Here is a 23388-nt window from a genome sequence, read left to right on the forward strand (position 1 = left end):
CGCCTTCATACTGTCGTGCTTGTCTGTTCTCTTAGGCCCCGGTGAGATATGCCATCAGGGCGTTCGCAACATCCTGAATCTGCGAGACGGGGCATTGCTCGTCGATCTTATGGGCAAAACCCGGATCGCCTGGGCCAAAGTTCACAGCCGGAATACCCAGACTAGAGAAGCGGGTTACATCCGTCCATCCGAACTTGGCGCGGTAAACGCCACCGACAGCCGCCAAAAGCCCCTGCGCAACCGGATTCTCCAGGCCGGGCAGTGCGCCGCCAACGGCGTCGTCGTAGGTCAGCTCCAAGCCTTCTTCGAGGGCCAGCACCTCCTCCAGGTGCGCCTTGGCGTCTGCCAGGCTGCGGTCGGGTGCGAAGCGGAAATTCACGGTGAGCTGCGCTTCATCGGGGATGGTGTTCGTGGCCACGCCACCTGACAGACCAACGACGTTGAGGCCTTCTTGGTACTCGCAGCCGGCGATAGTCACAGTGCGCGGCTCGTAGGCTGCGATGCGTGCCAGCACGCCTGCGAGATCATGCGCCGCATTGTGCCCCAGCCAAGCCCGCGCGGAATGCGCACGAGTGCCTCGCGCCGTGATAAAAACACGGATGCTGCCCTGGCAGCCGGCTTCAATGACGGCGCCCGATGGCTCGCCAAGCAGCGCCAAATCCCCCGCCAAAAGCTCCGGGCAATCGCGTTCCAGCAGCGCTAGGCCGTTGTACTGCGCGGCCACCTCTTCCGCCTCATAACAAATCAACGTCAAATCAAAAGCAAGCTCATCCGCATCACACAGCGTGGCAAAAGCATGGATGTAGCACGCCATACCGGACTTCATGTCCACGGAACCACACCCCCACAGCACGTCCCCCTCCATGTGATGCGGGACGTTGTCCGCCAGTGGCACCGTATCAATATGCCCCGCCAACACCACCCGCCGCGGCAGCCCCCGGTCCGTCCGCGCCACCAGCGTATTGCCGCGCCGCACGACCTCCACACCAGGCAACTCCCGCAGAGGTCCCTCAAGGGCATCGGCGAGGGCGTGTTCGTGGTGGGAGGGGGACGGGACGTCGATAAGCTGCTTGGTCAGCTCAACTGGGTCGGCGAAAATATTCACGCGAGCGAGCCTAGTACGATGACGCATATGCCAGTTGGAGCCCGCGCATTAGGAATTGCTCACATCGCCGCCGACGGAACCGTCCTCGATTCCTGGTTCCCCGCAGTTTCGCTTATCGACGATGCCTCCACCCCCTCCACCCGCCGCGTCAGCGCCAACGAACTTTCCCCGCGCCTGCTCAACCTCGTGGGCATGGACCGGGACAGGCACGTCGAAGTGGTTCCCATCCTCACCGAAATCGCCGACCTAGACGCCCCTGCGATTGATGCTTTCGACGTCTACCTGCGCCTCCACCTGCTCTCCCACCGCAAAGTACGGCCACTGGAGATCAACATGACGGACGCACTGGACCTGCTCGTGCCCGTCGCGTGGACCAACAAGGGCCCGTGCCTGCCCGATGATTTTGAATACGTGCGCACAAACCTGCGCTCCCGCGGAACGATCCACGTGTACAGCATCGAACGGCTGCCCCGCATGGTGGACTACGTGGTGCCCACCGGTGTCACTATTGCGGAGGCTGAACGCGTCCGCCTGGGCGCTTACCTCGCGGAAGGCACCACCGTCGTGCGCGAAGGCTACGTCTCCTACAACGCCGGCACACTCGGGCCAGTGCGGGTAGAAGGCACCATCTCCTCCTTCGTCGTCGTCGGCGCGCACAGCACCCTTGAGCGTGGCAGTGCGCTGATGGCTACCCGCACCACCGATCTTGGTCGCGCACCCATGCGCATCGGCGACAACTGCTACTTCCACCCCACCGCCAGCATCAACGGCATCAGCTTGGGCAACAACTGCAGCGTTGGTGCCGGCGTCATCCTGGAACCACAGACTCCCATCTTCGACCCCACAACGGGCAATGATTTCCCCGCTGCCAACATCGCCGGTTCGGACAGCGTGAGCATCCAGAACGAGCCGTATTCCACTATCCCCGTTCTTCGCTGGCGTACCTAGGGCACCCACAACACCGCTAAACCGGAGCACAATGTCAGCTTCTGCGCAGCGAGGTTTAAAGTGTTGGACATGTCGACACCTATTTCCCCCGTCGCCGATTCCACCGCCCTTGCTCGCGGTCTGAAAACGCGCCACCTCACCATGATGGGCCTCGGCTCAGCCATCGGTGCCGGACTCTTCCTCGGCACCGGCGTTGGCATCGCCGCTGCGGGCCCCGCCGTCCTCCTTGCCTACATCGTCGCTGGCTTCATCACCGTGTGCTTCATGCAGATGCTCGCGGAGATGGTTGCCGCACGCCCCTCCTCCGGCACCTTCTCCATCTACGCTGAGCAGGCCTTTGGCCGCTGGGCCGGCTTCGCCATTGGCTGGCTGTACTGGTTCATGATGATCATGATCATGGCCGTTGAAATCACCGGTGCCTCCGCTATCGTCGCCCACTGGTTTGGCATCTCCCCGTGGATTCCGGCGCTGGCTGCCATTGCTGTCTTCACCGTGATCAACTTCGCAGCGGTGAAGAACTTCGGCGAATTCGAATTCTGGTTCGCGCTGATCAAGGTGCTCGTCATTGTTGCTTTCCTGGCCATCGGCGCGGCACTGTGGCTCGGCCTGCTGCCGTCGGGGGGCTTCGTTGGCCTGACCAACGTCAGCGAAGTCGGCTTCATGCCAAACGGCTGGGCCGGTGTGGCTACCGCGCTTTTGGCTGTGGCATTCGCCTTCGGCGGAATTGAGCTTGTCACCGTTGCTGCCGCTGAATCCGAAAACCCAGAGGCCGGCGTGCACTCCGCGATCCGCTCCATCATCTGGCGTATCTCCGTGTTCTACATCGGCTCCGTCCTCCTGATCATTCTGCTACTGCCTTTCGACCAGATCGGTGGCGCCGACTCTGCCGCTGAATCCCCCTTCACCGCCGTCCTCGAAATGGCCAACATCCCGGGTGCCGTGGGCATCATGGAAGCCGTCATCGTCGTGGCGCTACTGTCTGCCTGCAACACGCAGATCTACGGTTCCTCCCGCTTCCTGCAGAACCTCGCCGTGCGTGGAGACGCCCCCACGGCCTTCGCCCAGACCGATAACCGCGGTGTTCCCGTCCGCGCCGTTGTCGTATCCGTGTTCTTCGGCTTCGTCGCCGTGGCACTCCAGTACTGGAACCCGCCGGGGCTGCTCGCCTTCCTGCTCAACGCTGTCGGTGGCTGCCTCATCGTGCTGTGGATCGCCGTTGCACTGTCGTTTGTGCGCCTGCACCCGAAACTCGTCGACAATGGCGAAATCACCGATGTCCGCATGTGGGCACCCAACGTCCTCCCCTGGATCATGATTGCGCTTACCGCCGGTGTCATCCTGCTGATGCTCTCCGATCCGGACGGGCGTTTCCAGATGTTCGCCGTTGCCGTCGTCGTCGGTGTCATCACTCTCGCCGGTCTCCTGTGGACGCGTAAGCCGGAAGGGACGACTGCGGGTTAATGGGGGCGCAGACAAGCGAACTCGGCACCGGCCTGAAATCCCGCCACCTCACCCTCATGGGTTTGGGCACCGCAGTGGGTGCCGGCCTGTTCCTCGGCGTCGGTGTGGGCATCCGCGCGGCGGGCCCCGCGATTCTTGTTGCATACGCGATCGCCGGGCTCATCGTCATCGCTGTCATGCGCATGCTCGGCGAGATGGCGGCCGCGCACCCCTCGTCGGGGTCTTTTGCCACCTACGGGCGCATGGCTTTCGGCCACTGGGCTGGATTCCTACTCGGATGGTTGTATTACTTCCTGCTGATCATGGCGTGCGGTGCCGAGCTCACCGGCGCATCCGCCATGATGGCCTCTTGGTTCGACGTGCCGCAGTGGATTCCGGGACTCATCGTTGTTGTCATTCTCACCGCCGTGAACCTCGCCCAAGTCAAGGGGTTCGGCGAGTTTGAATACTGGTTCGCCATGATCAAGATCGCGGTGATCGTGGGCTTCCTCATCATCGGCGTACTCTTGTGGCTCGGCGTACTGCCAGCGAGCGGGTTCGTTGGCTTTGACAATGTACGCGAATCCGGCTTCGCCCCCAACGGCATCGCAGGTATCGCCGCTGGTCTTCTCGCCGTCGCGTTCGCCTTTGGTGGCATCGAAGTGGTCACCATCGCCGCCGCCGAGTCCGAAAACCCGGCCAACAACGTCAAGCGCGCCGTGAATTCCATCATCTGGCGCATCGCCGTGTTCTACCTCGGCTCCGTCGCCGTGATCACGCTGCTGCTGCCCTACGCCTCCATCGATGGCGCGGATTCCGCCGCGGACTCGCCCTTCACCGCTGTGCTCGACATGGCCAACATCCCGGGCGCCGCCGCGTTCATGGAAGTGGTCATCGTACTCGCGTTGCTGTCTGCGTTTAACGCCCAGATCTACGGCACCTCCCGCCTCGCCTACCAGCAAGCCCTCGAAGGTGACGCCCCGAAGTGGATGGCTAAAACCAACGCCAACAATGTGCCCATGAACTCGGTGCTCATCTCCGTGTTCTTCGCCTTCCTCGCTGTGGGTCTGCAGTGGTGGAACCCGCCAGGCATGATCGACTTCATCATGTCCGCCACCGGTGGCTGCCTCATTATCACGTGGATCATGATCACGCTCAGCTTCATCAAACTGCACCCACGCATAACCTCGTCCGCCGTCCGCGTGCGCGGCGCCACGTGGGTCCCGTGGGTCACTCTGGCCGCTTTGCTCGGGCTCACCGTGCTCATGCTTTTCGACGACTCCGCCCGCTCCCAAGTCATCTCCGTCACCATCCTGTCGGCCGTTTTGGTCGGCTTGTCGCTCCTGACGAAGAAGCGCAGCGCCCTAAAGTAGTGGGCATGACTTCCCCGACTACTGCACACGCCCGTGGCATAGCAACACTGACCTACGACGGCACCGTCCTCGACGTCTGGTACCCAGCCCCCAAGGTTGGGGAGGCGGTTAGTGCCACGGGGACACAGCGCCTCGAGGAACCTGACGCCCGTTTCGCCGCGCTGGTTGGCCCTGATGAAGAGCGCGGTGTAGCGCGCGTAGCGGTGGAAACAACGATCGCGGATCTGACCCAGCCGGCCGTCGATGCTTACGACGTCTACCTGCGCCTCCACCTCCTCTCCCACCGCCTCATCCGCCCCCACGGCGCGAACATGGACGGCATCTTCGGCCTGTTGTCCAACGTCGTGTGGACGAATTACGGACCCTGCGCTGTCGGCGATTTTCAGATGACGCGGGGGCGACTCGCTGCGAAGGGACCGGTAGTGGTCTACTCCGTGGATAAATTCCCACGCATGGTGGATTACGTTGTGCCGTCCGGTGTGCGCATCGGCGATGCTGACCGCGTCCGCCTAGGTGCCCACCTAGCCGAAGGCACCACCGTCATGCATGAAGGCTTTGTGAACTTCAACGCCGGCACCCTCGGCGCTTCCATGGTCGAAGGTCGCATTTCTGCCGGCGTCGTTGTCGGCGATGGCACGGACATCGGCGGTGGCGCGTCCATCATGGGCACGTTGAGCGGCGGCGGAAAAGAAACCATCACCATCGGACAGCGCTGCCTGCTCGGCGCCAACGCGGGCGTGGGTATCTCGCTTGGCAACGACTGCGTTGTCGAAGCCGGCCTCTACCTCACCGCCGGCACCAAAGTCCGTCTCAGCGACGGAACAGAAGTAAAAGCCCTGGAGCTGTCCGGCAAGGATGGTCTCCTGTTCCGCCGCAACTCCCTCACCGGTGCCGTCGAAGCCACCCGCGCCAAGGCCGTGGAACTCAATGAGGAGCTGCACAAAAACTAGCCCAGCGCCCGTTTCTGTGGATAAAACGCCGTTTTGTAGACGTGTCACTACGGTTATCCACAGCCTTGCCACGTGATGCTTGCGGGGCCACTTCGCTCCGCATAGCGTCCGAGGCATGACATTCGACGAACTCCTAGAGGCCCTCTCCGGCGCCGCGCTCACCGCCCTCGAGGGCTTTGACCGCGACCGTGCCATCGCCGCTGGGATGTCGCCACGCCAGGTCGCCGACCTCAGCAAAGTCCACCACGCTTACTGGGGGCCAACGCGCACCCCGAAGCAGCAAAAGCTCGCCCGGGAAGAGGCGTTGGCGGGTGGGTTTACGGTGGAGCAGCTGGTGTTCGTCGAGAAGCGAATTGCGCATATTGAGCCCTTCGGTGAGCGTATGCGCCTGCGCCGCGCCCTCTTGACGTCGCATTGCACGTATGAGGCCTTACGACGTCGCGCCGACCGCCTCATCCCCCGCCCAAAGCCCCCGAAACCGAAGCCGCAAGTGCGATTCCACACTCCGCGCGAGGAAATGGGCGGCATGACGCTGATTGCCCCGGCGCGCGATATGGCGGACTTGGAGCATGCGCTGCTCTCACACATCGATCCGGCGAAGCCGGCCGCGGAGCAGATGGTCGTCCCTCTCTTGGAGCTCTTGCGTGGCGAAGGCTCCGGGGTTCCTCCCGCGGCTCCCCGTCCGCTGGTGGTTATTCCGCTGCCGTCGTTTGTGCGCATCTTGCGGGGCGAGGGCGACGAGACTGTGCTCGGGCTTACCGACGGCACCACCATCACCGGTGCGCACTACCTGGCCAAGTACCACGGTGCCGAGCTTGAGGTAGCGCTGTTCCACCCGCAGGAAGGCGCCGTGAATCTCTACCGGACGCAGCGCTTTGCCAACCAGAAGCAGCGGGACCTAGCTAAGGCTGTGATGCCGGTGTGTCCGGTGCCTGGGTGCCGGCATGGTGCAGATAACTGCGACATCCACCACATCAAGGCGTGGAAACATGGTGGTGAGACGAACATTGCTAACCTCGTCCCCCTCTGCCGCTACCACAACGGCACCAATGACGACGACCCTGGTGTTGTGCGCCGCGGCCGAGTGGACACGATCGGCCCTCAACCCATCTGGCGCTCACCCAACGGGTACGCGGTGCCCAACAAACACAGCGAATGGGGCGCGTTGAACGTGCTGTTTAGACCGTTTAAACCGTTTCAACCGTTTCAATACGGATGACTTTGGGGCGCCCAAAAGTCCAGAGCTTGTTGATGATGAAGTTCACGGGCATAGCCACCAACGTCGAGATACCTGCGGACCAGTAGAACTTGGTGCGCAGGCCGGTGGAGCCATCGAAGATGTGATCCGGCAGCGCGATCGGCGATGTCGGGTTCATCAGCAATGTCGCCACCGTTTGGCTGACCACAAATGCCACGATGCCCGTGGTCAGGAAAGGGAAAAACCCGCGCAACCAGGACCGCTTTGGCACATTCTTAAACGTCCATGAGCGGTTCAACTGGTAATTCCAGGTGTTAGCCACGACGAAGGCGATCGTCATGATCACGTGGTACCAACGAATATTCCACCGGGTGCCAAAGAGGTTGAAAAATACATCATTCTCATGGATGCCCCACCCGACGCTGAAACTCTTCGTGGCGATGAACACCACGAGCAGGTTCACCAGCACACCCGAGCCACCCACGATGCCGAACTTGATGAACTCGCGGGCACTATCAACGATCGTCCCCGCTTTCCTCGCTTTCCCGGGCGACGACGAAACCGCATCCACCATGCATCTCTCCTCAGTCCGGGTTGTTTAAGCCGGGTTGTTTAGGGCGCGTTAAACTCCCGGCAATCTTACTCCGTGAGACACAGCCTGCCGAAACCCCACGCTTGTTGGGCGTGTTTTAGGAACCCAGGCGAGCAGCTGCGGCGGCGATGCGCTCATCGGTCGCTGTCAGGGCGATACGGACATGCTGGGCGCCGGCAGGACCGTAGAAATCACCGGGGGCAGCGAGGATGCCGCGTTCGGCGAGCCAGTCGAGGGCCTGGCGAGCATCCATGCCATCGCGGCGTGCCCAGAGGTAGAGGCCCGCATCCGAATAGTCGACGGTGAAGCCAGCCGTGGGAAGAGCTTTGAGCAACTCAAGGCGCCGCATGGCGTAGGTGGAGCGCTGCATCTCCTCATGCATGTCGGACTCCAGTGCAGCAACCATGGCGTGTTGGATCGGTCCGGGGACGATGAGGCCGGTGTGCTTGCGTACCTCCAGAAGCTCCTGCACCAGTGCCTCGTCGCCGAAGACCATGCCGCACCGGTAGGACGCCATATTGGACGTCTTAGACAGGGAGTGCAGCGCCAACAGCCCAGTGTTATCACCATCCGTCACAGACGGGTGCAGCAACGACACCGGCTCAACGGACCACCCGAGGTACAGGTAGCACTCATCGGAGGCGATGATGGCACCGGTCTCCCGCGCAAACGCGACCCAGGCGCGCAGCTGCTCCACAGAGGCCACGGCACCGGTCGGGTTGGAGGGGGAATTGAGGAAGACGAGGGCGGTGTCGCGAGGGGCTTGGGAGGGATCGTCGCAACGCACAACGTTGCACCCAGCAATGAGCGCGCCGACTTCGTAGGTGGGGTACGCGACCTCCGGAATCACAACGGTCTGCCCCCGCCGCCCCAGCATCGTGGGCAACCACGCCACGACTTCTTTTAGCCCGATGGTGGGCAACACAGCGTTCTCGCTCAGCCCTTCAATGCCGAAGCGACGCGTCAGCGCGGAGACGATCGCCTCCCGCAGTTCAGGCGTACCGGTGGTTTGTGGGTACCCCGGCGCGGCTGAGTTTTCCGCCAGTGCGAGCTGGATAGGCGGCGGGACGGGGTCAACGGGCCCGCCCACGGATAGGTCCACGAGGCCGTCAGGGTGGGACGCGGCGCGCGCCTTCACGTCGGCGATGGTGTCCCACGGGAAGTCCGGCAAGACCTGGCTGAGCGATTGGCGCGGGCCCATGTCCTACTCCTGGTTCATCGGTGGCAACGCGGCCACGAAGGGGTGGTCGAAGTCGTAAGGGCCTTCGGCGGCGGCGCCACCTGGGGAGCCAAGGTCGTCGAAAAATGCGACGTTGGCGTCGTAGTAGTCGTTCCACTCATCGGGAAGGTCGTCTTCATAGAAGATGGCTTCGACGGGGCAGGCAGGTTCGCAGGCGCCACAGTCCACGCATTCGTCGGGGTGAATGTAGAGCATGCGCTTGCCCTCATAGATGCAGTCGACGGGGCATTCCTCCACACATGAACGGTCGAGCACGTCAACGCATGGTTCAGCGATGATGTAGGTCAAGGGGTCTCCTCCGGTTTTAATCGGTTGGGTCCAGTATGTCACTTGGCTCGCAGTAAGGGCCAAATGCCTCCCGCCGTACCCGCGACAGGCAAGAGCAGCGCCTGAATATGGTGGGTGCGCAGCAGCTCACGGGTCACTTCGGGCCCGATGTAGAGCAGTACGAGGCCCACCAGCCACGTCAAGGTGGGTACGAAAGCAATGATGCTTTTCTGCGACCACAGTCTCCCCGTCTTCGTCCCCACTCCACCCAACACCCAGGCGGCGATAATGGCCGGAATCCCCCAGAGCACGTCGAGGGAACCGACCTCCACCAGCAGCGCCACCAGTGCGCCGACGCTGAGCCAGGTGATGCCAGCGCGAGCTTCTGCGGGTGTGAAGTCGGTGCGTGGCTGTGGCTGGGGGTTCATCGGAGGATTCCGCTGGCGATGTCCGCGCCGGGTTCCAGCGGAAGGCCCGCGCCGACGCAGTAGTGTTCGCGGCGCAGGATGGGTTGGGCGATGAGGTTGGACAGTGCGTAGGTGACCACGGTGGGATCAGGTGCGGTGGCGAAAGCGGCGTGAGGGTTGGTGGTGGACACGGAGCCGTCTGCGATCCAGATCTGGGTGGCGTGGGCGCGCATCGCGTCGGTTTTGGCGGCGTAGGTGGCGTCGTCCATTTCCACCCACGTGTCCACTGTGTCGACGGCGTCAAGTTCGCCGGGCTTCGGCTGGGTCCAGCCGGCGGGGATATGGGTGGGGATCATCCCGTCAAGCTCGCTGCGCAGAAGCGCTGACCACAGGATGCGCGGGATGTCCACGCGTTCAGCTGCGGCATGGGTGATCTCATGGGCACGGATGTGGTCGGGGTGTCCGTAACCACCGTTGGGGTCGTAGGTGATCACCAAGTGGGGGCGCTCACGCTCAAACACCGCCACGAGGTCGTCGACGGCGCGCTGGCCTGAATTCACAAAAGCCTTGGGGTTCCGGCTTGCGGGTGAGCCCGCCATGCCCGAATCGCGGTACATGCCAGCGCCGCCGAGGAATTCCCCACGCACACCCAGGATGTCCAGGGCCGCGTTCAGCTCGTGGATGCGGAACCCACCGAGTTGGTCGGCGTGGTCATTGACAAGGTGTTGGTAGCGCTCCCCGATGACCTCTCCCTCCTCACCCAGTGTGCAGGTGACCACGAGGACATCTGCACCACGGCGTGCCAAGGAGGCAAGGGCGCCACCGGTGAACAGGGACTCATCATCCGGGTGGGCGTGGACAGCCACGACTCTGAAACCTGTGAGATCACGGGACATGTTCGGTCTCCTTCTCGAGGTTGCCTGCCGGGCTCTTAAGTACCCAAGCAGGGGCTGCGGTTAGACGTGCATCAGGTTCATCAATGCGGGAGGGGGAAGACAAGGCAGTGCCCATTGCCACGATGTGTTCCTCGCGGAGCAGTGGCAGCCATACCGCCTCCTTCTTCAATAGGTCAGCCACCTGCTTAGCGTCAGTGTCACCTTGAAGGATGTCTGTCGCCAAGGCTTCCGTCTCCGGCAGGCACAACCCGCTCAAGTTGCCGGCCACGATGCCGTCCTCGGCTGGGCACTGAACTGCGCTCGCCCACGCACTTGGACTAGTGGGCAGGGACCAGCCAACAACGGCATCAATCTCACCGCCCGGCAGACGCTTTGCGATGTCGGTCATGTCCGCAGCAACAGCCTCCGCGGGAATATCGTGGCCATTGAGCACATCCACGATGGCGCGCGCCGCGGGCATCGCCTCACTATCGCGCGGGTCCGCAGCAATCCGCAGCGGCCGTTTCTGAGTCGCAGGAATCGCGGCGGCGGACTCCGCCGGGTCAGCAGAAGCGGCGCGAGAAGACTCAACAGGGGTGGAGGTGCGGCCGGAGGCGATGCGGGAGATAAGGGGGACGTCGATAAGCGACGTCAGAGCTTCACGCGCGGCGAGTTCCCCAAGGACCGGCGAATCAACAGACATGGTCACGCCGAGTTCGCGCGGGCCTTCCCGCATCTCCACCTGGGTGTCTGGGATGAGAGAGTACGTGTCCAGGGAGGTCTCCCCCGGCACGTGATCCACAAAGGCGTACTGGCCGGAGCGGAGACGATCCGCCACCTGATCCGTCGAACGCGCGGCGGCGAGGGTGAGGATATCGATCCCCGCCGGACCTTCCCCCCAAAACCTGTCATTCCGGTTCAACACGATGACGCCCGCGGCCTGATCCACGGAATTCACCATGTAGCGGCCAGCAGAAGCAGGAATAGTGCTGGCAAGGGCAGTGGCGAAATCGCTCGCCCCAGAATCCAGCAGGTGCGACGGAAGGAGGTGCGTGAACAGGAACTGCCACTCCTGCACCGGCTCCGCGAACACCACGTCGACGGTCTTACCGGAACCACTCACCCGGATGTCGCTGATAGCGCGGTACGCAGCTGAGGCGACCGTGCCTGGGGTGGACACCATGCCGCGCCACAAGTACACAAAATCCGCGCCGGTGAGCGGGCTGCCATCCGACCACTGGGCGGCGGGATTGATCTGGTAGCGCACCGTCATCTGCTCCGTGTCCGGAACTAGGTCAGCGCTCTCCGCCACATTGGTGTTGAGCAGCCACTCCCCCTCCGGGCCACGCATGAAAGGACTGGGAAGGGTCAGCTCCGCAATGTCATTCACCGTGGCATTCTCATCCGCAGCCAGATGCGGGTTGAAGCCATTGCGCAGTGGCGCGACCCCCACGCGGACCTCAGAACGCTCCGCCGGGGCGGGCGCAGTAGTCGAGGTGGTGGTCGTCTCCTCCTCCACAATCGGCGGTGGACCGGGGTTAGCGGTGCAGGCGGAAAGGACGAGGAGAAGGGGGATCGTCGATAGGCGAAGTGCTCCCTTCATGCTTACTTATTCAACTGCTTCGCACGGGAGCGGGCGCGACCGCGTTCCGTGGCTCCCAGAATCAGCTTGCGCACGCGCATGACGTTGGGGGTGACCTCGACGCATTCGTCGTCGTCACAGAACTCAATGGCCTCTTCGAGCGAGAGAGTCTTCGCCTTGGCCAGAGTCACCGTCGTGTCGGCGGACGCCGCGCGCATGTTGGTGAGCTTCTTCTCCTTCGTGATGTTGATGTCCATATCCTCATCACGACTATTCGCGCCGACGACCATCCCCTCATAGGTTTCCGCGCCGGGCTCGACGAAGAACTCACCGCGGTCAGAGAGCTGCTGCAGCGCGTAGGCGGTGACCTGGCCGGAACGGTCTGCGACGAGGGAGCCGGTGGGGCGACCCTTGATCTCGCCGGCCCACGGGCGGTGCTCGATGGAGTAAGAGTTCGCGATACCGGCGCCGCGGGTCTCGGTGAGGAAGGTCGTGCGGAAGCCGATGAGGCCGCGCGACGGGACGTCGAATTCCATACGGACCCAGTCGCCGGAGCCGGCGTTGCCCATGGCTGTCATCTGGCCCTTGCGGTTAGCCATGAGCTGGGTGACGGCGCCCTGGTGCTCGGCCGGGGTATCGATGATCATGTGGTCATACGGCTCGTAGGTCTTGCCGTCGACCTCCTTCGTCACCACCTGTGGCTTGCCCACGGTGAGCTCGAAGCCTTCACGACGCATCGTCTCAATCAGCACCGTCAACGCCATCTCACCGCGCCCCTGGACTTCCCACGCATCCGGACGATCCGTGGGCAGCACCTTGATGGACACGTTACCGATGAGCTCCTGATCCAAACGCGCCTTGACCAGGCGGGCGGTGAGCTTGTCGCCGCCACCGCGGCCGGCCATCGGGGAGGTGTTCACGCCGATGGTCATGGAGATCGCCGGGTCATCGATCTTGATGCGGTCCAGCGGTTCCACGTTGTTCGGGTCACACAGGGAGTCACCGATCATGATCTCGTCGATGCCAGACACGGCGGCGATATCACCGGCCACGACCTCACCGGTCGCCGGAACACGCTCAAGCCCCTCGGTGACCAGGAGTTCCGCGATGCGGACGTTCTTGACGTGCTGCTCCCCGTCCTCGTCGTAATGGACCCAGGCAACGTTGTCGCCCTTCTTCACGGAGCCACGGAACACGCGGATCAGCGCGATACGGCCCAGGAAGGAGGAGGAGTCCAGGTTGGTCACCTGCGCCTGGAAGGGGGCGTCAATGTCGGCAGAGGGCTCAGGCAAGACGTCGTAGATGACGTCGAAAAGCGGCTGCAGATCTTCGCTGTCGGGCAGTGAGCCGTTACCCGGGTTTTCCAGAGAGGCGCGGCCCGCACGGCCGGAGGTGTAGAGCACCGGCAGCTCCAGCAGGTTCTCAGCGGCCTCGGCAGCCTCCGGATCCTCCAAGCCAGCACCGAGCTCCAGCAGCAGGTCCTGGGCTTCTTCCACGACTTCGTCGATACGCGCATCCGGGCGGTCCGTCTTGTTCACGCAGATGATCACCGGCTTCTTCGCTTCCAGGGCCTTGCCCAGGACGAAGCGGGTTTGTGGGAGGGGGCCCTCGGAGGCGTCGATAAGCAGGACAACACCGTCGACCATGGAAAGGCCGCGCTCAACCTCACCGCCGAAGTCGGCGTGGCCCGGGGTGTCAATCACGTTGATCACCAGGTCGCGGCCGTCCTTGCCGGCACCTTGGCGGCGGATGGCGGTGTTTTTCGCCAAAATCGTGATGCCGCGCTCCGATTCAAGCTCACCGGAGTCCATGACACGGTCGCCGTGTTCGCCGTGATCACCGAAGACGCCGGACTGCTCCAGCATTGCGTTGACGAGGGTGGTTTTGCCGTGGTCAACGTGGGCGACGATGGCTACATTGCGGAACTCTGGGTGGGACACGCGCTCTCCTTTTGCGTGGGATGTGCCTCCCGCTCACGCGCGGGCAGGCCTTGAACGGTTAAACCCTACTCCGCCTTGCTCTTATGCGCGATCTTTCGCACGCCTTCCACAACGCAGAGCACAAGAAAACCTGTCATCAGGCCCGCTACGAGGGACCCGCCGGTGTCCACGAACCAGCCGGCTGCTCCCCCACCAACGGCTTCCGCGCCACGCTGCAGCACATCATGCGGCCAGTGCCACCCAATCACCTCGTGCAGCCCACGGATGATCAGGTGCCCACCGACCCACAGCATGGCCACTGTGCCGATGATGCCGATCGCCTGCAACACGTACGGCATACCCTTGACCAGGCCTCTGCCCACCGCCGGAGCATGGCCACGGTCGATCATGCCGAGCCCAATATCGTCGATCTTCACCAGCAACGCCACCGCGCCGTACACCGCCGCCGTGATGAACAGGGCCACGGCAACAAGCACGGCGAACTCCATCCACAACGGCTGGTCCGCCACTTCGTCGAGGGCAATGATCATGATCTCCGTCGAGAGGATCAGGTCCGTGGTCACGGCACGTTTGACCAGGGTGTCCTCATCTTCCGCGTCGCGGTTGACGGCACGGTCAGCTTGTTCTTCCGCATCATGCAGAAGCTTATCGACGATCTTCTCCGCCCCCTCAAAACACAAATACGCCCCACCCAGCATCAGGATGGGGACGAGTGCCCACGGCGCAACCGCGTTAAGCAGGAGCACCACCGGGAGAATGAAGATCAGTTTGTTGCGCAGCGAGCCCTTGGTGATCTTCCAGATCATCGGCAGCTCACGCGCCGGTGTCACCCCTGTGACGTACTGCGGGGTAACGGCAGCATCATCAATAACAACACCGGCAGCTTTGGCCGATGTTTTTGCTGTCATAGCTGCAACGTCGTCCGCGCTGGAGGCGGCGGTGCGGGCGATCAGGGCGACGTCGTCAAGCAGTGCAAGTAGGCCTCCGGCCATGAGCCAACCTTTCGGAGAGTGGTTTTCTCAGCGCAGTCTATGCGACTGGCATGAGTTCCACTTGGTCAGCCCACGTCAACTCGATGCCCTGGGCTCGGAGCCACTCCATCGCATCATCGTCGTGGCGGGTGATGCCCTCCACCGCGTTGAGCGTGGCGTCAATGGCCTTCTCCGCGTCTTCCGCGCTGATTAAGCCGGCGGAGGTGGCGGCGGCGAGCTCATCAATATCAAGCACATCGATGGCCTCCCCCTGCACCATCACCAGGTCAACGTAGAGGTCGCGCGTGCGCCACACTTTGCCCTGGATATCAATCTCCGCGATGTCAAAGTAGTAGTCCTGCTCCGCTTCCACTCCTTCACGGAAGTGGAAAATGTTGGCGCGCAGATTCAGCTTGGGCAGCAACCAACTCTCGAGGTAGCCGAACTTCGGGTGATTCGCCCCGCGCGCCATGTACAGGCCGAAATCCGTGACCTTGAACGTGTCCACCTCACGGAGATACCCCTTCGGGTCCGTGTTGGTCTTAGAGCTCATGTCAAATGTCTCTTGCTTCACCGGGTGAAGGTCCACAGTCATCGTGTCTCCCCTCTCGTAACCGTTGCTCATGGCCATTACTTGACTTTCGCCGCCAGTGCCGTGGGTGCGAACCCGCAGCTCTTGCCGCCTGTATTCACTGAACCGGCAACCACCGCGAGGATCGTGCCGGACCCAGTGTCCGCAACCCCAGACAGAGTTGCCGGTCCTGTTGGGTTAATCCCGTTGGTCTGGAGTGGCGTTACACCCGTGCGGAAAGTGCCCAGGTTGACCCAGTACACGTGCATCTGCCCTTGCTCGCGTGCAGCCGGCTGCGTGCCCAGTGCGGTGAAGACGAACGTGGCCTGCCCCGCCTTGGGTGCCGGGACAGGCAAATCAGCAGGTCCCGGCACGGCGATAGCAGTTCCCGTAGAGTTCATCCCCGGCCCCATGCAATGCGGGGACACCGTTGGCCAGAAAGCCTGACGGAAATGCGGCGCACTATCCGGAAGCGGCGGGCCACCAATTTCACCAGTGCCGGCGGCGAAGGCCAGACCCTGCAACAGTGCATCGCGCACCTGCACCGGCACCCACGGCTGGTTGGCAAAATCGGTGACGGCGCGCTGAACCTCCGGCGTCGGTTGACCGAGAGGGCTCACAAGGTTGGGAACCTGGATGTGTGGCAGCGACGAGTTACCCGGCGCGGCAGACGCAGCAGGAACGCCACAACTTAAGGCCGAGGCGACCAAAAGACCAGCGCCGGCGAGTGCGGCAATACGGGACGTGCGGGGACGCTTGAGCATCAGCATCATCTGCAAGAGATTCCTTTGCGTTGGGAAAATAACGCGATAACTCGAATAACTTTAGTCACTTTAGAAACATTTGCAACACTTTTGGCAGTTTTGTGCGCTCTGCGACTGTGCCGGGCCACGGCACATCGGACTAAAGTGGTTCCTCATGGAGCCCACCCCTCGATACCCACTCACCCCTGCCGCTTTGGGCAATGGCGTGAACGTGCGCGTGGGCAACACCGTTCAGGCAACTCTTTTTGAGCACATCTCCACCGCCGCCGGTCCCGAACACAACCTGGCCACCTCCGTGGAGCTTGAACCATACCCCCTAACTGGCACGTGGCGGGTGCGCTGGCCACTCGCCTTCGGCGCCATCATCGGGGAGATCGACGCGGCAACCCGCACTGACTATGCCCTGACGGACGTCATCCACGAGTGTGGCTTCATCCCCACTGCGCAAGCGACCTTTGCACTCGACCGGTTCACGGGGACCTACGACGTCACCGTGCACCTCGCCCTTCCCCAGTTTGTGGTGCCCCGGAACAATCCAGCAGACGGCGCTGGCGTGTTGCCTTCGGGAGGAATCAGTGCCGACGAGCACATCTTGGTCGACGTGACAACCGGTGAATACACCGAGGCGGAAATACTGCGCATGTCCCCCGGCCAATGGTTGGTGGAACTGAGCACGCATGAGGACACTGTCGTAGTCACCTGCGATGGCCGTGTCCTAGGCACGCTCAGCGAGCAGGACAGTGCCGAGGTGCGGGTATTACTGGAAACACTCACCAGCGATCCCGCCCCGATCCTCGCTCGTGCCATGCTCATCGATGGGGCTGTGACCTTAGATGTTGCCCGCCACTCCACAGCCAAGACACTGCGGCATCTTCCCTCGCTCCCTGTAACGGAGATACCCGCCCCCGAGGCGTTCCACGTGTATGAGTTCGGGGATGGGACGATGGCGGTGACCGTGGATAGTACAGCCGCCGTCGCCCCAGAAGACCAGCCCAAGCCGACGGGTGCCGCGCGCACTGTGGACACCCCCACCACCGTCGCCCCGCCAGAAAAACCTGAAGAACTGGAAGAAGAACTCTCCGAGGTGGAGAAAGCCCGCCTGCGCCGCGCCCAACGCGATCACTCTGACAGAGGCACCAACGCCGGACGCCACCGCGCCACCGATTAACGGGTCGCCACCGTTGGTCCTTGCTAGAGTCTCTCCAGAAAACTCGCACCTCACATAGAAACGAGCTGTCCCCACCATGCCTCAGCGCCTGCACACCCCTTTTTCCTGCTTGGCGGGAGCCGTCCTTACCGTCACACTGGCTGCCAGCGCCGTGAGTATGCCGACCGCGCAGGCCCAAAGCTCAGGTTTCGCGCAGTTGAGTTCCGGCAGCTCCGGTTTCCCGGGCAGCTCCGTGCCCCACCACCGAAACAACACCCCGAAGACCATCAGCGAGGGCCTCACCGTCAAGCTCATCGGAGATCTGCTGGGCAGGCACCAGCACGTCGTGGGGCTTGGCGCAGTGGACCTGGGCATCATGGTGCCACTGGGAATCGGGGAAGAACTAGGCAAACAATTCGGCGTCATCTTCGGCGATTCCTTTACCGGTCCCGGATTCGGTCAAGGTGAGTGGCTCAGCCCCGTCGGGGTCCGCGCCGTGCGCGATGAGAACGGCCGCATCCGCTTCATCGCTCCGCTTAACCGCGGCGACAAGGTCCAACAGCTCGTCGATTACCACCACGACAACGGCCTCACCCTCATCCCTTCCGACGTGATCAACCTAGGCGGGACTCTATACATGCAGGGCATGTGGAACCGAGGCATCGGCAACGTGCTGCAGACGGAGATCTGGAGGTCGGTGGACGGGGGTGCGAGGTGGACGTCGATAAGCAAAAGCCCCGCGAACCACCTTGATGGGATGGGCAACCTGATCAGCTGGGAGATGGGGCCAGACGGGTACATCTACGTGGTGTCCTCTGAATTTAAGCGCAACCACCCGGTGTATCTGTCGCGGTTCCGTGAGGCTGATATTGCGAGCCCGGCGCGGTGGGAGCGTTTCAACCCGCGCACCGGAACGTGGGGCGGCGACCTGGTTCCGATTCTGAGCGACAACGTCCGTGCCGGCGAAATGTCCCTGCGCTACATCCAAGGCCACTGGGTGCTGGCGATGTTCAACGAGCGAACCGCCTCGATTGAAGTGCGCATCTCCCCCACCATCGCGACCGATTGGAACGCGATTACACCTGCCCACGCTGTGGTCGCCGGTAAACGCGGCTGGTATGGCACACAGAATGAAAACAACTTCACGCAGCTCTACGGCGGCTATATCGTTCCCGGCTCCACCTTGGACAACCTTGACCTCGTGGTGTCACAGTGGAACACCTCGAACAACTCGCGCTACATGGCCACGCAATTCAACGTGAAGGGGCTGGACACGTTCTTCGGTATTAAGCCGGCCGCGCCACAAGAAGTGGGTAACCAGGACGCTGTGAGCACTGTTGAGGAGCAAGTCACCCCGGACGTGGAGGCGAAGCTCAGCGACGAGCGCGCCGTGGAAGAGGCAGCGAACGTACTCTAGGCGTCGCCTTCGTAGTCGCCTTCATATTCGCGCACGATGCGGGTGGACACGTCCCGGATCTCCTTCATTGCCTCGTAGAAACGCCCCATCTCATTCCACACGCCGTCCTCCGACAGCACGCCGTACGGGGCAAGCGGGTACTGCTCCATGTCCGCGCCCCACTGCGACTCGTAGTACTCAATGAGCGTGCGTAACTGCGCCCAATCCTCCTCCAGGCGATCCCCCACCTCTTCCCATGTGTCGTTCGCGCGGGTGATGTGCGCCAGGCGCGAGTCGGCCTGCTTGATGCGCTCAGGGACGTTGTCATTGCTCATGCCCGCACGATACCTGCAGAATATTTTTCGGCTCCTAAGAGTGGAAACGGGACTACCATGGGAGGTGCCTGATTATTCGTCACCTAAGGAGGACACCATGGCAACTGATAACGACCAAGGACCGAACCCATACGTCGTCGACATTGAGAAGGCGACCCTGGACAACGAGGCTTTCCGTGACACCCTGTGGACCGGCGAGTACCTCCAGCTCACCGTCATGACCATTCCGCCAGGAGGCGAGATTGGCGCTGAGATCCACGGTGGCCACGACCAGTTCCTGCGCCTCGAAGCCGGTGAGCTCCGTGCCATGATCGGCCCGAGCAAGGATGACCTGGAAGTTGACCAGGTTGTCGGCCCCGACTGGGCGGCATTCGTGCCGTCCGGCAAGTGGCACAACTTCACCAATGAAGGTTCCGTGCCGGCGAAGCTGTACTCCATCTACGCTCCGCCAGAGCACAAGCCGGGCACCCGCCACGAGACCAAGGCGGACGCTGACGGCGACCCGCAGGAGACTGACGGCGTGTAAATACCCCGTTCTGACGTGATTCAACCGGCCCGCAACCTGCGGGCCGGTTTTTCATGGAAGTGTCACGTCAGATTCACTCCCGGGATACTTTGCGTTCTTAGCGTCTGTGGTTGACCTGTTAATCCCCCTAGACCAAAGGTTTTCCGCATGAGCTTCCGTTCCCTGCGTGCCACCGTCGCAGCCGCGACGATCAGCGCACTGTCCGTCACTGCACTGACCGTCCCTGTTGCGTCGGCCGACGAGACTACAGCTAAGATCTCCATTTCCAACATCACCGACTTTCACGGTCGCTTCCAGTACAAAGAGGACTCCCGCAAGCCTGAGAATTCGGTCCCCGGCGCGGAACGTTTGAAGTGCGCCATCGACAAGGAAGCGGAGCTGTTCGGCGACGCGCACATCTTCACCTCTTCGGGCGACAACATCGGCGCCGGCCCGTTTGAAGCAATGCTGCTTGACGACGCCCCCACGATCGACGTCCTCAACACCATGGGTTTGGAGGTCTCCGCGGTGGGTAACCACGAATTCGACAAGGGTGCTGCTGACCTGTCGGACCGCGTGATCCCCAATGCTCAGTTCTCTTACCTGGCTGCAAACACTGCGACCGTCAAGGGCACCAAGGCGTACGAGGTGAAGGAACTCGACGGCGTGAAGGTGGCCTTCATCGGCACCGTTACCGCCGATATGCCGAATCTGGTGAGCCCCGACGGCATCGCCGGCATTACCTGGAATGATCCGGTAGCCACCACCAACGCAGTGGCAACAAAGCTCAAGGAATCCGGTGAAGCAGACGTCGTTGTGGCTCTCGTCCACGCCGGTGACATCACCCCGGACAAGTTCCAGAACGTCGACGTTGCATTCCTCGGCCACACCCACGCCTACGTCAACCCGACTGGCACTGACACCCCGGTTGTTCTGCAGGCAGGCCAGTACTCTCAGGGCTTTGCCAACGTGGACCTGAGCATCGACCGTGCGACGAAGAAGGTGACGGTGGATGAGGCGAAGGTCGTCGATAATGCAACGATTCTTGCGTGCGATACGAAGTACCCGGAGATCGCCGCCATCGTCGACGCAGCTGAAAAAGAAGCCAAGGCGGAGGGCGAGAAGCAGGTTGCCACCATCGATCAGGCCTTCACGCGCGGCAAGAACGAGGGTAAAGATTCTGGCTCCAACCGTGGTGTGGAATCCTCCCTCAACAACCTGCTGGCTGAGGCCGCAAAGTGGTCGATCGCGGCGAACTCCAACGTCACGCCCGACATCGGTGTAATGAACGCTGGTGGCGTGCGCGACGATTTGGCAGCCGGCGACGTCACCTACCAGCAGGCTTTCTCCGTCCAGCCGTTTGGCAACGAGAACTCCTACAAGACCATCAAGGGCGCAGACTTCAAGGAAGCCCTCGAGCAGCAGTGGAAGCCGGGCGCTGACCGCCCGCGCCTGGCGCTCGGCCTGTCCAACAACGTGTCCTACACCTACAATCCGGATGCTGAGCACGGCAACCGCATCACCTCGGTGATCATTGACGGCAAGCCGCTGGCTCCGGAGAAAGACTACGTCATCGCTGGCTCCACCTTCCTCCTCGGTGGCGGCGACAGCTTCGACGCTTTCAAGAAGGGCTCCCCGATGACCAACATTGGGCTTGTGGACGTCGATGCCTTCATCCAGTATCTCAAGAGCGACGAAGAGAAGGCACCCCGCGGCCAGTCCGCAGTGGGCGTCAAGCTGGATGAACCACTAACGGCCGGTGAGGACAACACGATCAACCTGTCCTCCCTCATCTACACGCAGGATGACACCGCCACCACGGTCACCGTCGCCCTCGAGGACGCTGACGGCAAGAACCTGGCGGAGGCCTCCTCCCCCATCAACCCCGACCTCGGCGAAGCAGGCCTCGGTGAAGCCGGCACGGCTACCGTCACCCTGGCTGTCCCAGCCGATGCTCCTGCAGACGCCCGCCTGCGCATCACCACCGACGCCAAGACTGACGTCTTCCTCCCCGTGAAGACCACCGGCGCAGGCTCCGGGCAGGACACCCTGGGCGAAGGCTCCTCCCCTGCAGCCAAGGGCGTGCTCGGTTTCTTCGGTGTGCTGGCCGCCATCGCGGCACTGATCGGTGGCTTCGCCTTCTTCAACCCGCAGTTCGTGGAGGAGATTCAGAAGCAGATCAAGGCACTGCTGCCGTAAAACTGGTGCGGGGCTGCCTCCGGCCCCGCGCTTTCGCGCCACTCGACTCCCGCCCGCAAAGGGGGTACATTTCCCCCGTCAGAACCCGCTGACAGGTAGCAGCGGCAGCAAGGAGTGAGTGTGACGCAGACAAACAACCCGTGGCCGGCGCTGTGGTCGATGATGCTCGGATTCTTCATCATCCTCGTTGATTCGACGATCGTGGCGGTGGCCATCCCCGCCATCTCAGCCGATTTGGATGCCAGCTACAACGAGGTCATCTGGGTCAACAGCTCTTACCTGCTGGCGTACGCGGTGCCGCTGCTCATCACCGGCAGGTTGGGCGACCGCTTCGGGCCGAAGGTTCTCTATCTGGCGGGCCTGGCGGTGTTCACTCTGGCGTCTCTCGCCTGTGGCCTCGCGGGGACAGTGGAACTCCTCATCATTGCGCGCGCATTCCAGGGGCTCGGCGGAGCAATGCTGTCACCTCAAACGATGTCGGTGATGATCCGCACGTTCCCACCCATGCAGCGTGGCACCGCCATGGGCGTGTGGGGCGCCACGGCGGGCGTGGCCACGGTCGTCGGTCCACTCCTCGGCGGATTCGTCGTTGATCTGGGCGGCTGGGAGTGGATCTTCATCATTAATGTGCCTGTGGGCATCATCGGCCTGTTCCTCGCAGCCAAGAACGTGCCCACGCTCCCGCTCACAGCACGCCGACTGGACTGGCTCGGCGTGGCCATGTCCGCGGCCGGCATGTTTTGCCTCATCTTCGGCATCCAGGAAGGTGAGGAACTCAGCTGGGACTATCGCGCGATCGGTCTCATCGTCGTGGGTCTTGTGTTGCTCGCTGTTTTCATGGTGTGGCAGTCACGCACCACGCGCGATCAACTCGTGCCCCTTTCGCTTTTCGACGACCATAATTTCACCCTCGCCTCCCTCACCATCGCCTGCGTCGGCTTTGGGGTATCCACTTTTGCCATTCCGTGGATGATCTATGTGCAGCAGGTCCAAGGGCTGACACCCACTCAGGCAGCGTTGCTGATTCTGCCGTCGGGGGTGGTGTCGGGGGCGCTGTCATCGCGCATAGGCAAATTAACTAATACGCGGGACCCGAAGCCGATCGCTATCTCTGGGCTTGCGGTGACGGCGGCGAGTATCGGGGCATCGGCGCTGATCACGCATCCGGACATTGATCCGAACTGGATGCTGCTGATTTCCGTGTTCTACGGCCTGGGCAATGCCATGATGTGGGGTCCGCTGTCCATGATTGCCACGCGGAACCTCAATCCGGCGCTGGCCGGGGCCGGTTCGAGCATTTACAACACGCTGCGACAGGTAGGTGCGGTGATCGGTTCGGCGGCGATCGCGGCGATGATGTCGGCACAAGTAGCCCGGGCACCCCTCGCGGTGGCTATGAGCCACTCCCTCCTGCTGCCCGCCGGCGTGTTGGCAGTGGGCGTCGTGGTGGCGTTCTTCTTTGCCAAGACGAAGACGTGGAGCGATAACTCCTAAAACCCAGTTTTTCCATAAAACTGTATAAAATTCTTCGATTTTTGCATGAATTACACAGGTTCTGGGCTAGGGTCTACGTCATTCCGCGA

22 protein-coding genes are annotated in these 23388 nt (G+C 62.4%); 10 read left to right on the forward strand and 12 right to left on the reverse strand.

What is annotated here, in order from left to right:
- Nucleotides 1–31 precede the first annotated feature (31 nt).
- Nucleotides 32–1132: a succinyl-diaminopimelate desuccinylase gene (gene dapE / locus QP994_RS06880; RefSeq protein ID WP_284865843.1), complete on the reverse strand. Its 1101-nt coding sequence runs from the start codon at nt 1130–1132 to the stop codon at nt 32–34.
- On the opposite strand from dapE, the gene QP994_RS06885 reads away from it, so the two are divergent.
- The 5 genes from QP994_RS06885 to QP994_RS06905 all read left to right on the forward strand — a co-directional run bounded on the left by QP994_RS06885 (nt 1133) and on the right by QP994_RS06905 (nt 7035).
- A complete protein-coding gene (locus tag QP994_RS06885; protein ID WP_284865844.1) occupies nt 1133–2053 on the forward strand; it encodes a DapH/DapD/GlmU-related protein in 921 nt (306 codons plus the stop codon).
- An 81-nt stretch (nt 2054–2134) separates the two neighbouring features.
- A complete protein-coding gene (locus tag QP994_RS06890) occupies nt 2135–3514 on the forward strand; it encodes an amino acid permease (protein WP_502870025.1) in 1380 nt (459 codons plus the stop codon).
- On the forward strand, nt 3514–4866 hold the full coding sequence (locus tag QP994_RS06895; protein ID WP_284865845.1) for an amino acid permease: 1353 nt from the start codon (nt 3514–3516) through the stop codon (nt 4864–4866). Before QP994_RS06890 ends, QP994_RS06895 begins: the two co-directional genes overlap by 1 nt.
- A gap of 5 nt (nt 4867–4871) precedes the next feature.
- Nucleotides 4872–5816 (forward strand): 2,3,4,5-tetrahydropyridine-2,6-dicarboxylate N-succinyltransferase, encoded by a 945-nt coding sequence (gene dapD, locus QP994_RS06900; protein WP_284855071.1) that lies wholly within the window; start codon nt 4872–4874, stop codon nt 5814–5816.
- 115 nt (nt 5817–5931) lie between these two features.
- Nucleotides 5932–7035 carry an HNH endonuclease signature motif containing protein gene (locus QP994_RS06905; RefSeq protein WP_284855072.1) on the forward strand — a complete coding sequence of 368 codons (1104 nt, stop codon included), beginning with the start codon at nt 5932–5934 and terminating at the stop codon, nt 7033–7035.
- Here QP994_RS06905 and QP994_RS06910 read toward each other — a convergent pair.
- The 10 genes from QP994_RS06910 to QP994_RS06955 all read right to left on the reverse strand — a co-directional run bounded on the left by QP994_RS06910 (nt 7004) and on the right by QP994_RS06955 (nt 16232).
- Nucleotides 7004–7588: a GtrA family protein gene (locus QP994_RS06910; protein WP_284865847.1), complete on the reverse strand. Its 585-nt coding sequence runs from the start codon at nt 7586–7588 to the stop codon at nt 7004–7006. The two genes, QP994_RS06905 and QP994_RS06910, sit on opposite strands and share 32 nt — an antisense overlap.
- 115 nt (nt 7589–7703) lie before the next feature.
- Nucleotides 7704–8807 carry a succinyldiaminopimelate transaminase gene (dapC, locus tag QP994_RS06915; protein ID WP_284865848.1) on the reverse strand — a complete coding sequence of 368 codons (1104 nt, stop codon included), beginning with the start codon at nt 8805–8807 and terminating at the stop codon, nt 7704–7706.
- A gap of 3 nt (nt 8808–8810) precedes the next feature.
- Nucleotides 8811–9134, reverse strand: coding sequence for a ferredoxin (gene fdxA / locus QP994_RS06920; RefSeq protein ID WP_034662523.1), 324 nt, complete (start codon nt 9132–9134; stop codon nt 8811–8813).
- A gap of 38 nt (nt 9135–9172) precedes the next feature.
- Complete coding sequence (locus tag QP994_RS06925; RefSeq protein ID WP_284865849.1) at nt 9173–9541, reverse strand: hypothetical protein; 369 nt, start codon at nt 9539–9541, stop codon at nt 9173–9175.
- A complete protein-coding gene (mshB, locus tag QP994_RS06930) occupies nt 9538–10416 on the reverse strand; it encodes an N-acetyl-1-D-myo-inositol-2-amino-2-deoxy-alpha-D-glucopyranoside deacetylase (protein WP_284865850.1) in 879 nt (292 codons plus the stop codon). The genes QP994_RS06925 and mshB overlap by 4 nt, the downstream gene beginning before the upstream one ends.
- Entirely contained in the window at nt 10406–11998 is a 1593-nt protein-coding gene (locus QP994_RS06935; protein ID WP_284865851.1) for an ABC transporter family substrate-binding protein, read from the reverse strand. Before QP994_RS06935 ends, mshB begins: the two co-directional genes overlap by 11 nt.
- A 2-nt stretch (nt 11999–12000) precedes the next feature.
- Nucleotides 12001–13917, reverse strand: a complete 1917-nt coding sequence (gene typA, locus QP994_RS06940) for a translational GTPase TypA (protein ID WP_284865853.1) — start codon at nt 13915–13917, stop codon at nt 12001–12003.
- Nucleotides 13918–13982: 65 nt separating this feature from the next.
- On the reverse strand, nt 13983–14909 hold the full coding sequence (locus tag QP994_RS06945; RefSeq protein ID WP_284865854.1) for a DUF808 domain-containing protein: 927 nt from the start codon (nt 14907–14909) through the stop codon (nt 13983–13985).
- Nucleotides 14910–14946: 37 nt separating this feature from the next.
- Nucleotides 14947–15483 carry a ribonuclease FAU-1 family protein gene (locus QP994_RS06950; protein ID WP_284865881.1) on the reverse strand — a complete coding sequence of 179 codons (537 nt, stop codon included), beginning with the start codon at nt 15481–15483 and terminating at the stop codon, nt 14947–14949.
- 35 nt (nt 15484–15518) lie between these two features.
- Nucleotides 15519–16232, reverse strand: coding sequence for an Rv1157c family protein (locus tag QP994_RS06955; RefSeq protein WP_284865855.1), 714 nt, complete (start codon nt 16230–16232; stop codon nt 15519–15521).
- A 145-nt stretch (nt 16233–16377) separates the two neighbouring features.
- Here QP994_RS06955 and QP994_RS06960 point away from each other — a divergent pair, with 145 nt between their 5' ends.
- Nucleotides 16378–17391: a hypothetical protein gene (locus QP994_RS06960; protein WP_284865856.1), complete on the forward strand. Its 1014-nt coding sequence runs from the start codon at nt 16378–16380 to the stop codon at nt 17389–17391.
- 157 nt (nt 17392–17548) lie between these two features.
- Nucleotides 17549–18787, forward strand: a complete 1239-nt coding sequence (locus tag QP994_RS06965; protein WP_284865882.1) for a DUF4185 domain-containing protein — start codon at nt 17549–17551, stop codon at nt 18785–18787.
- Here the strand turns inward: QP994_RS06965 and QP994_RS06970 are convergent.
- Nucleotides 18784–19101 (reverse strand): DUF4298 domain-containing protein, encoded by a 318-nt coding sequence (locus QP994_RS06970; RefSeq protein WP_284865857.1) that lies wholly within the window; start codon nt 19099–19101, stop codon nt 18784–18786. The genes QP994_RS06965 and QP994_RS06970 overlap by 4 nt on opposite strands.
- A gap of 97 nt (nt 19102–19198) precedes the next feature.
- Here QP994_RS06970 and QP994_RS06975 point away from each other — a divergent pair, with 97 nt between their 5' ends.
- The 3 genes from QP994_RS06975 (at nt 19199) to QP994_RS06985 (ending at nt 23299) form a co-directional block, all read left to right on the forward strand.
- A complete protein-coding gene (locus QP994_RS06975; protein WP_284865858.1) occupies nt 19199–19627 on the forward strand; it encodes a cupin domain-containing protein in 429 nt (142 codons plus the stop codon).
- Between the two features lie 147 nt (nt 19628–19774).
- Nucleotides 19775–21805 (forward strand): bifunctional metallophosphatase/5'-nucleotidase, encoded by a 2031-nt coding sequence (locus tag QP994_RS06980; protein WP_284865859.1) that lies wholly within the window; start codon nt 19775–19777, stop codon nt 21803–21805.
- 120 nt (nt 21806–21925) lie between these two features.
- Nucleotides 21926–23299, forward strand: coding sequence for a DHA2 family efflux MFS transporter permease subunit (locus QP994_RS06985; RefSeq protein WP_350338198.1), 1374 nt, complete (start codon nt 21926–21928; stop codon nt 23297–23299).
- Nucleotides 23300–23388: the final 89 nt, after the last annotated feature.

Source organism: Corynebacterium sp. MSK044, assembly GCF_030232825.1.
Classification (GTDB): Bacteria; Actinomycetota; Actinomycetes; order Mycobacteriales; family Mycobacteriaceae; genus Corynebacterium.

Bases quoted from the DNA above. Each gene is read 5' to 3' on its own strand.
- QP994_RS06980 (WP_284865859.1), top strand. From the start codon at position 19,775: ATGAGCTTCCGTTCCCTGCGTGCCACCGTCGCAGCCGCGACGATCAGC.
- QP994_RS06950 (WP_284865881.1), bottom strand. From the start codon at position 15,483: ATGACTGTGGACCTTCACCCGGTGAAGCAAGAGACATTTGACATGAGC.
- QP994_RS06965 (WP_284865882.1), top strand. From the start codon at position 17,549: ATGCCGACCGCGCAGGCCCAAAGCTCAGGTTTCGCGCAGTTGAGTTCC.
- dapD (WP_284855071.1), top strand. From the start codon at position 4,872: ATGACTTCCCCGACTACTGCACACGCCCGTGGCATAGCAACACTGACC.
- QP994_RS06905 (WP_284855072.1), top strand. From the start codon at position 5,932: ATGACATTCGACGAACTCCTAGAGGCCCTCTCCGGCGCCGCGCTCACC.
- QP994_RS06960 (WP_284865856.1), top strand. From the start codon at position 16,378: ATGGAGCCCACCCCTCGATACCCACTCACCCCTGCCGCTTTGGGCAAT.
- QP994_RS06935 (WP_284865851.1), bottom strand. From the start codon at position 11,998: ATGAAGGGAGCACTTCGCCTATCGACGATCCCCCTTCTCCTCGTCCTT.
- QP994_RS06970 (WP_284865857.1), bottom strand. From the start codon at position 19,101: ATGAGCAATGACAACGTCCCTGAGCGCATCAAGCAGGCCGACTCGCGC.
- QP994_RS06925 (WP_284865849.1), bottom strand. From the start codon at position 9,541: ATGAACCCCCAGCCACAGCCACGCACCGACTTCACACCCGCAGAAGCT.
- QP994_RS06895 (WP_284865845.1), top strand. From the start codon at position 3,514: ATGGGGGCGCAGACAAGCGAACTCGGCACCGGCCTGAAATCCCGCCAC.
- dapE (WP_284865843.1), bottom strand. From the start codon at position 1,132: ATGCGTCATCGTACTAGGCTCGCTCGCGTGAATATTTTCGCCGACCCA.
- dapC (WP_284865848.1), bottom strand. From the start codon at position 8,807: ATGGGCCCGCGCCAATCGCTCAGCCAGGTCTTGCCGGACTTCCCGTGG.
- QP994_RS06885 (WP_284865844.1), top strand. From the start codon at position 1,133: ATGCCAGTTGGAGCCCGCGCATTAGGAATTGCTCACATCGCCGCCGAC.
- mshB (WP_284865850.1), bottom strand. From the start codon at position 10,416: ATGTCCCGTGATCTCACAGGTTTCAGAGTCGTGGCTGTCCACGCCCAC.
- QP994_RS06945 (WP_284865854.1), bottom strand. From the start codon at position 14,909: ATGGCCGGAGGCCTACTTGCACTGCTTGACGACGTCGCCCTGATCGCC.
- QP994_RS06955 (WP_284865855.1), bottom strand. From the start codon at position 16,232: ATGATGCTGATGCTCAAGCGTCCCCGCACGTCCCGTATTGCCGCACTC.
- QP994_RS06910 (WP_284865847.1), bottom strand. From the start codon at position 7,588: ATGGTGGATGCGGTTTCGTCGTCGCCCGGGAAAGCGAGGAAAGCGGGG.
- QP994_RS06975 (WP_284865858.1), top strand. From the start codon at position 19,199: ATGGCAACTGATAACGACCAAGGACCGAACCCATACGTCGTCGACATT.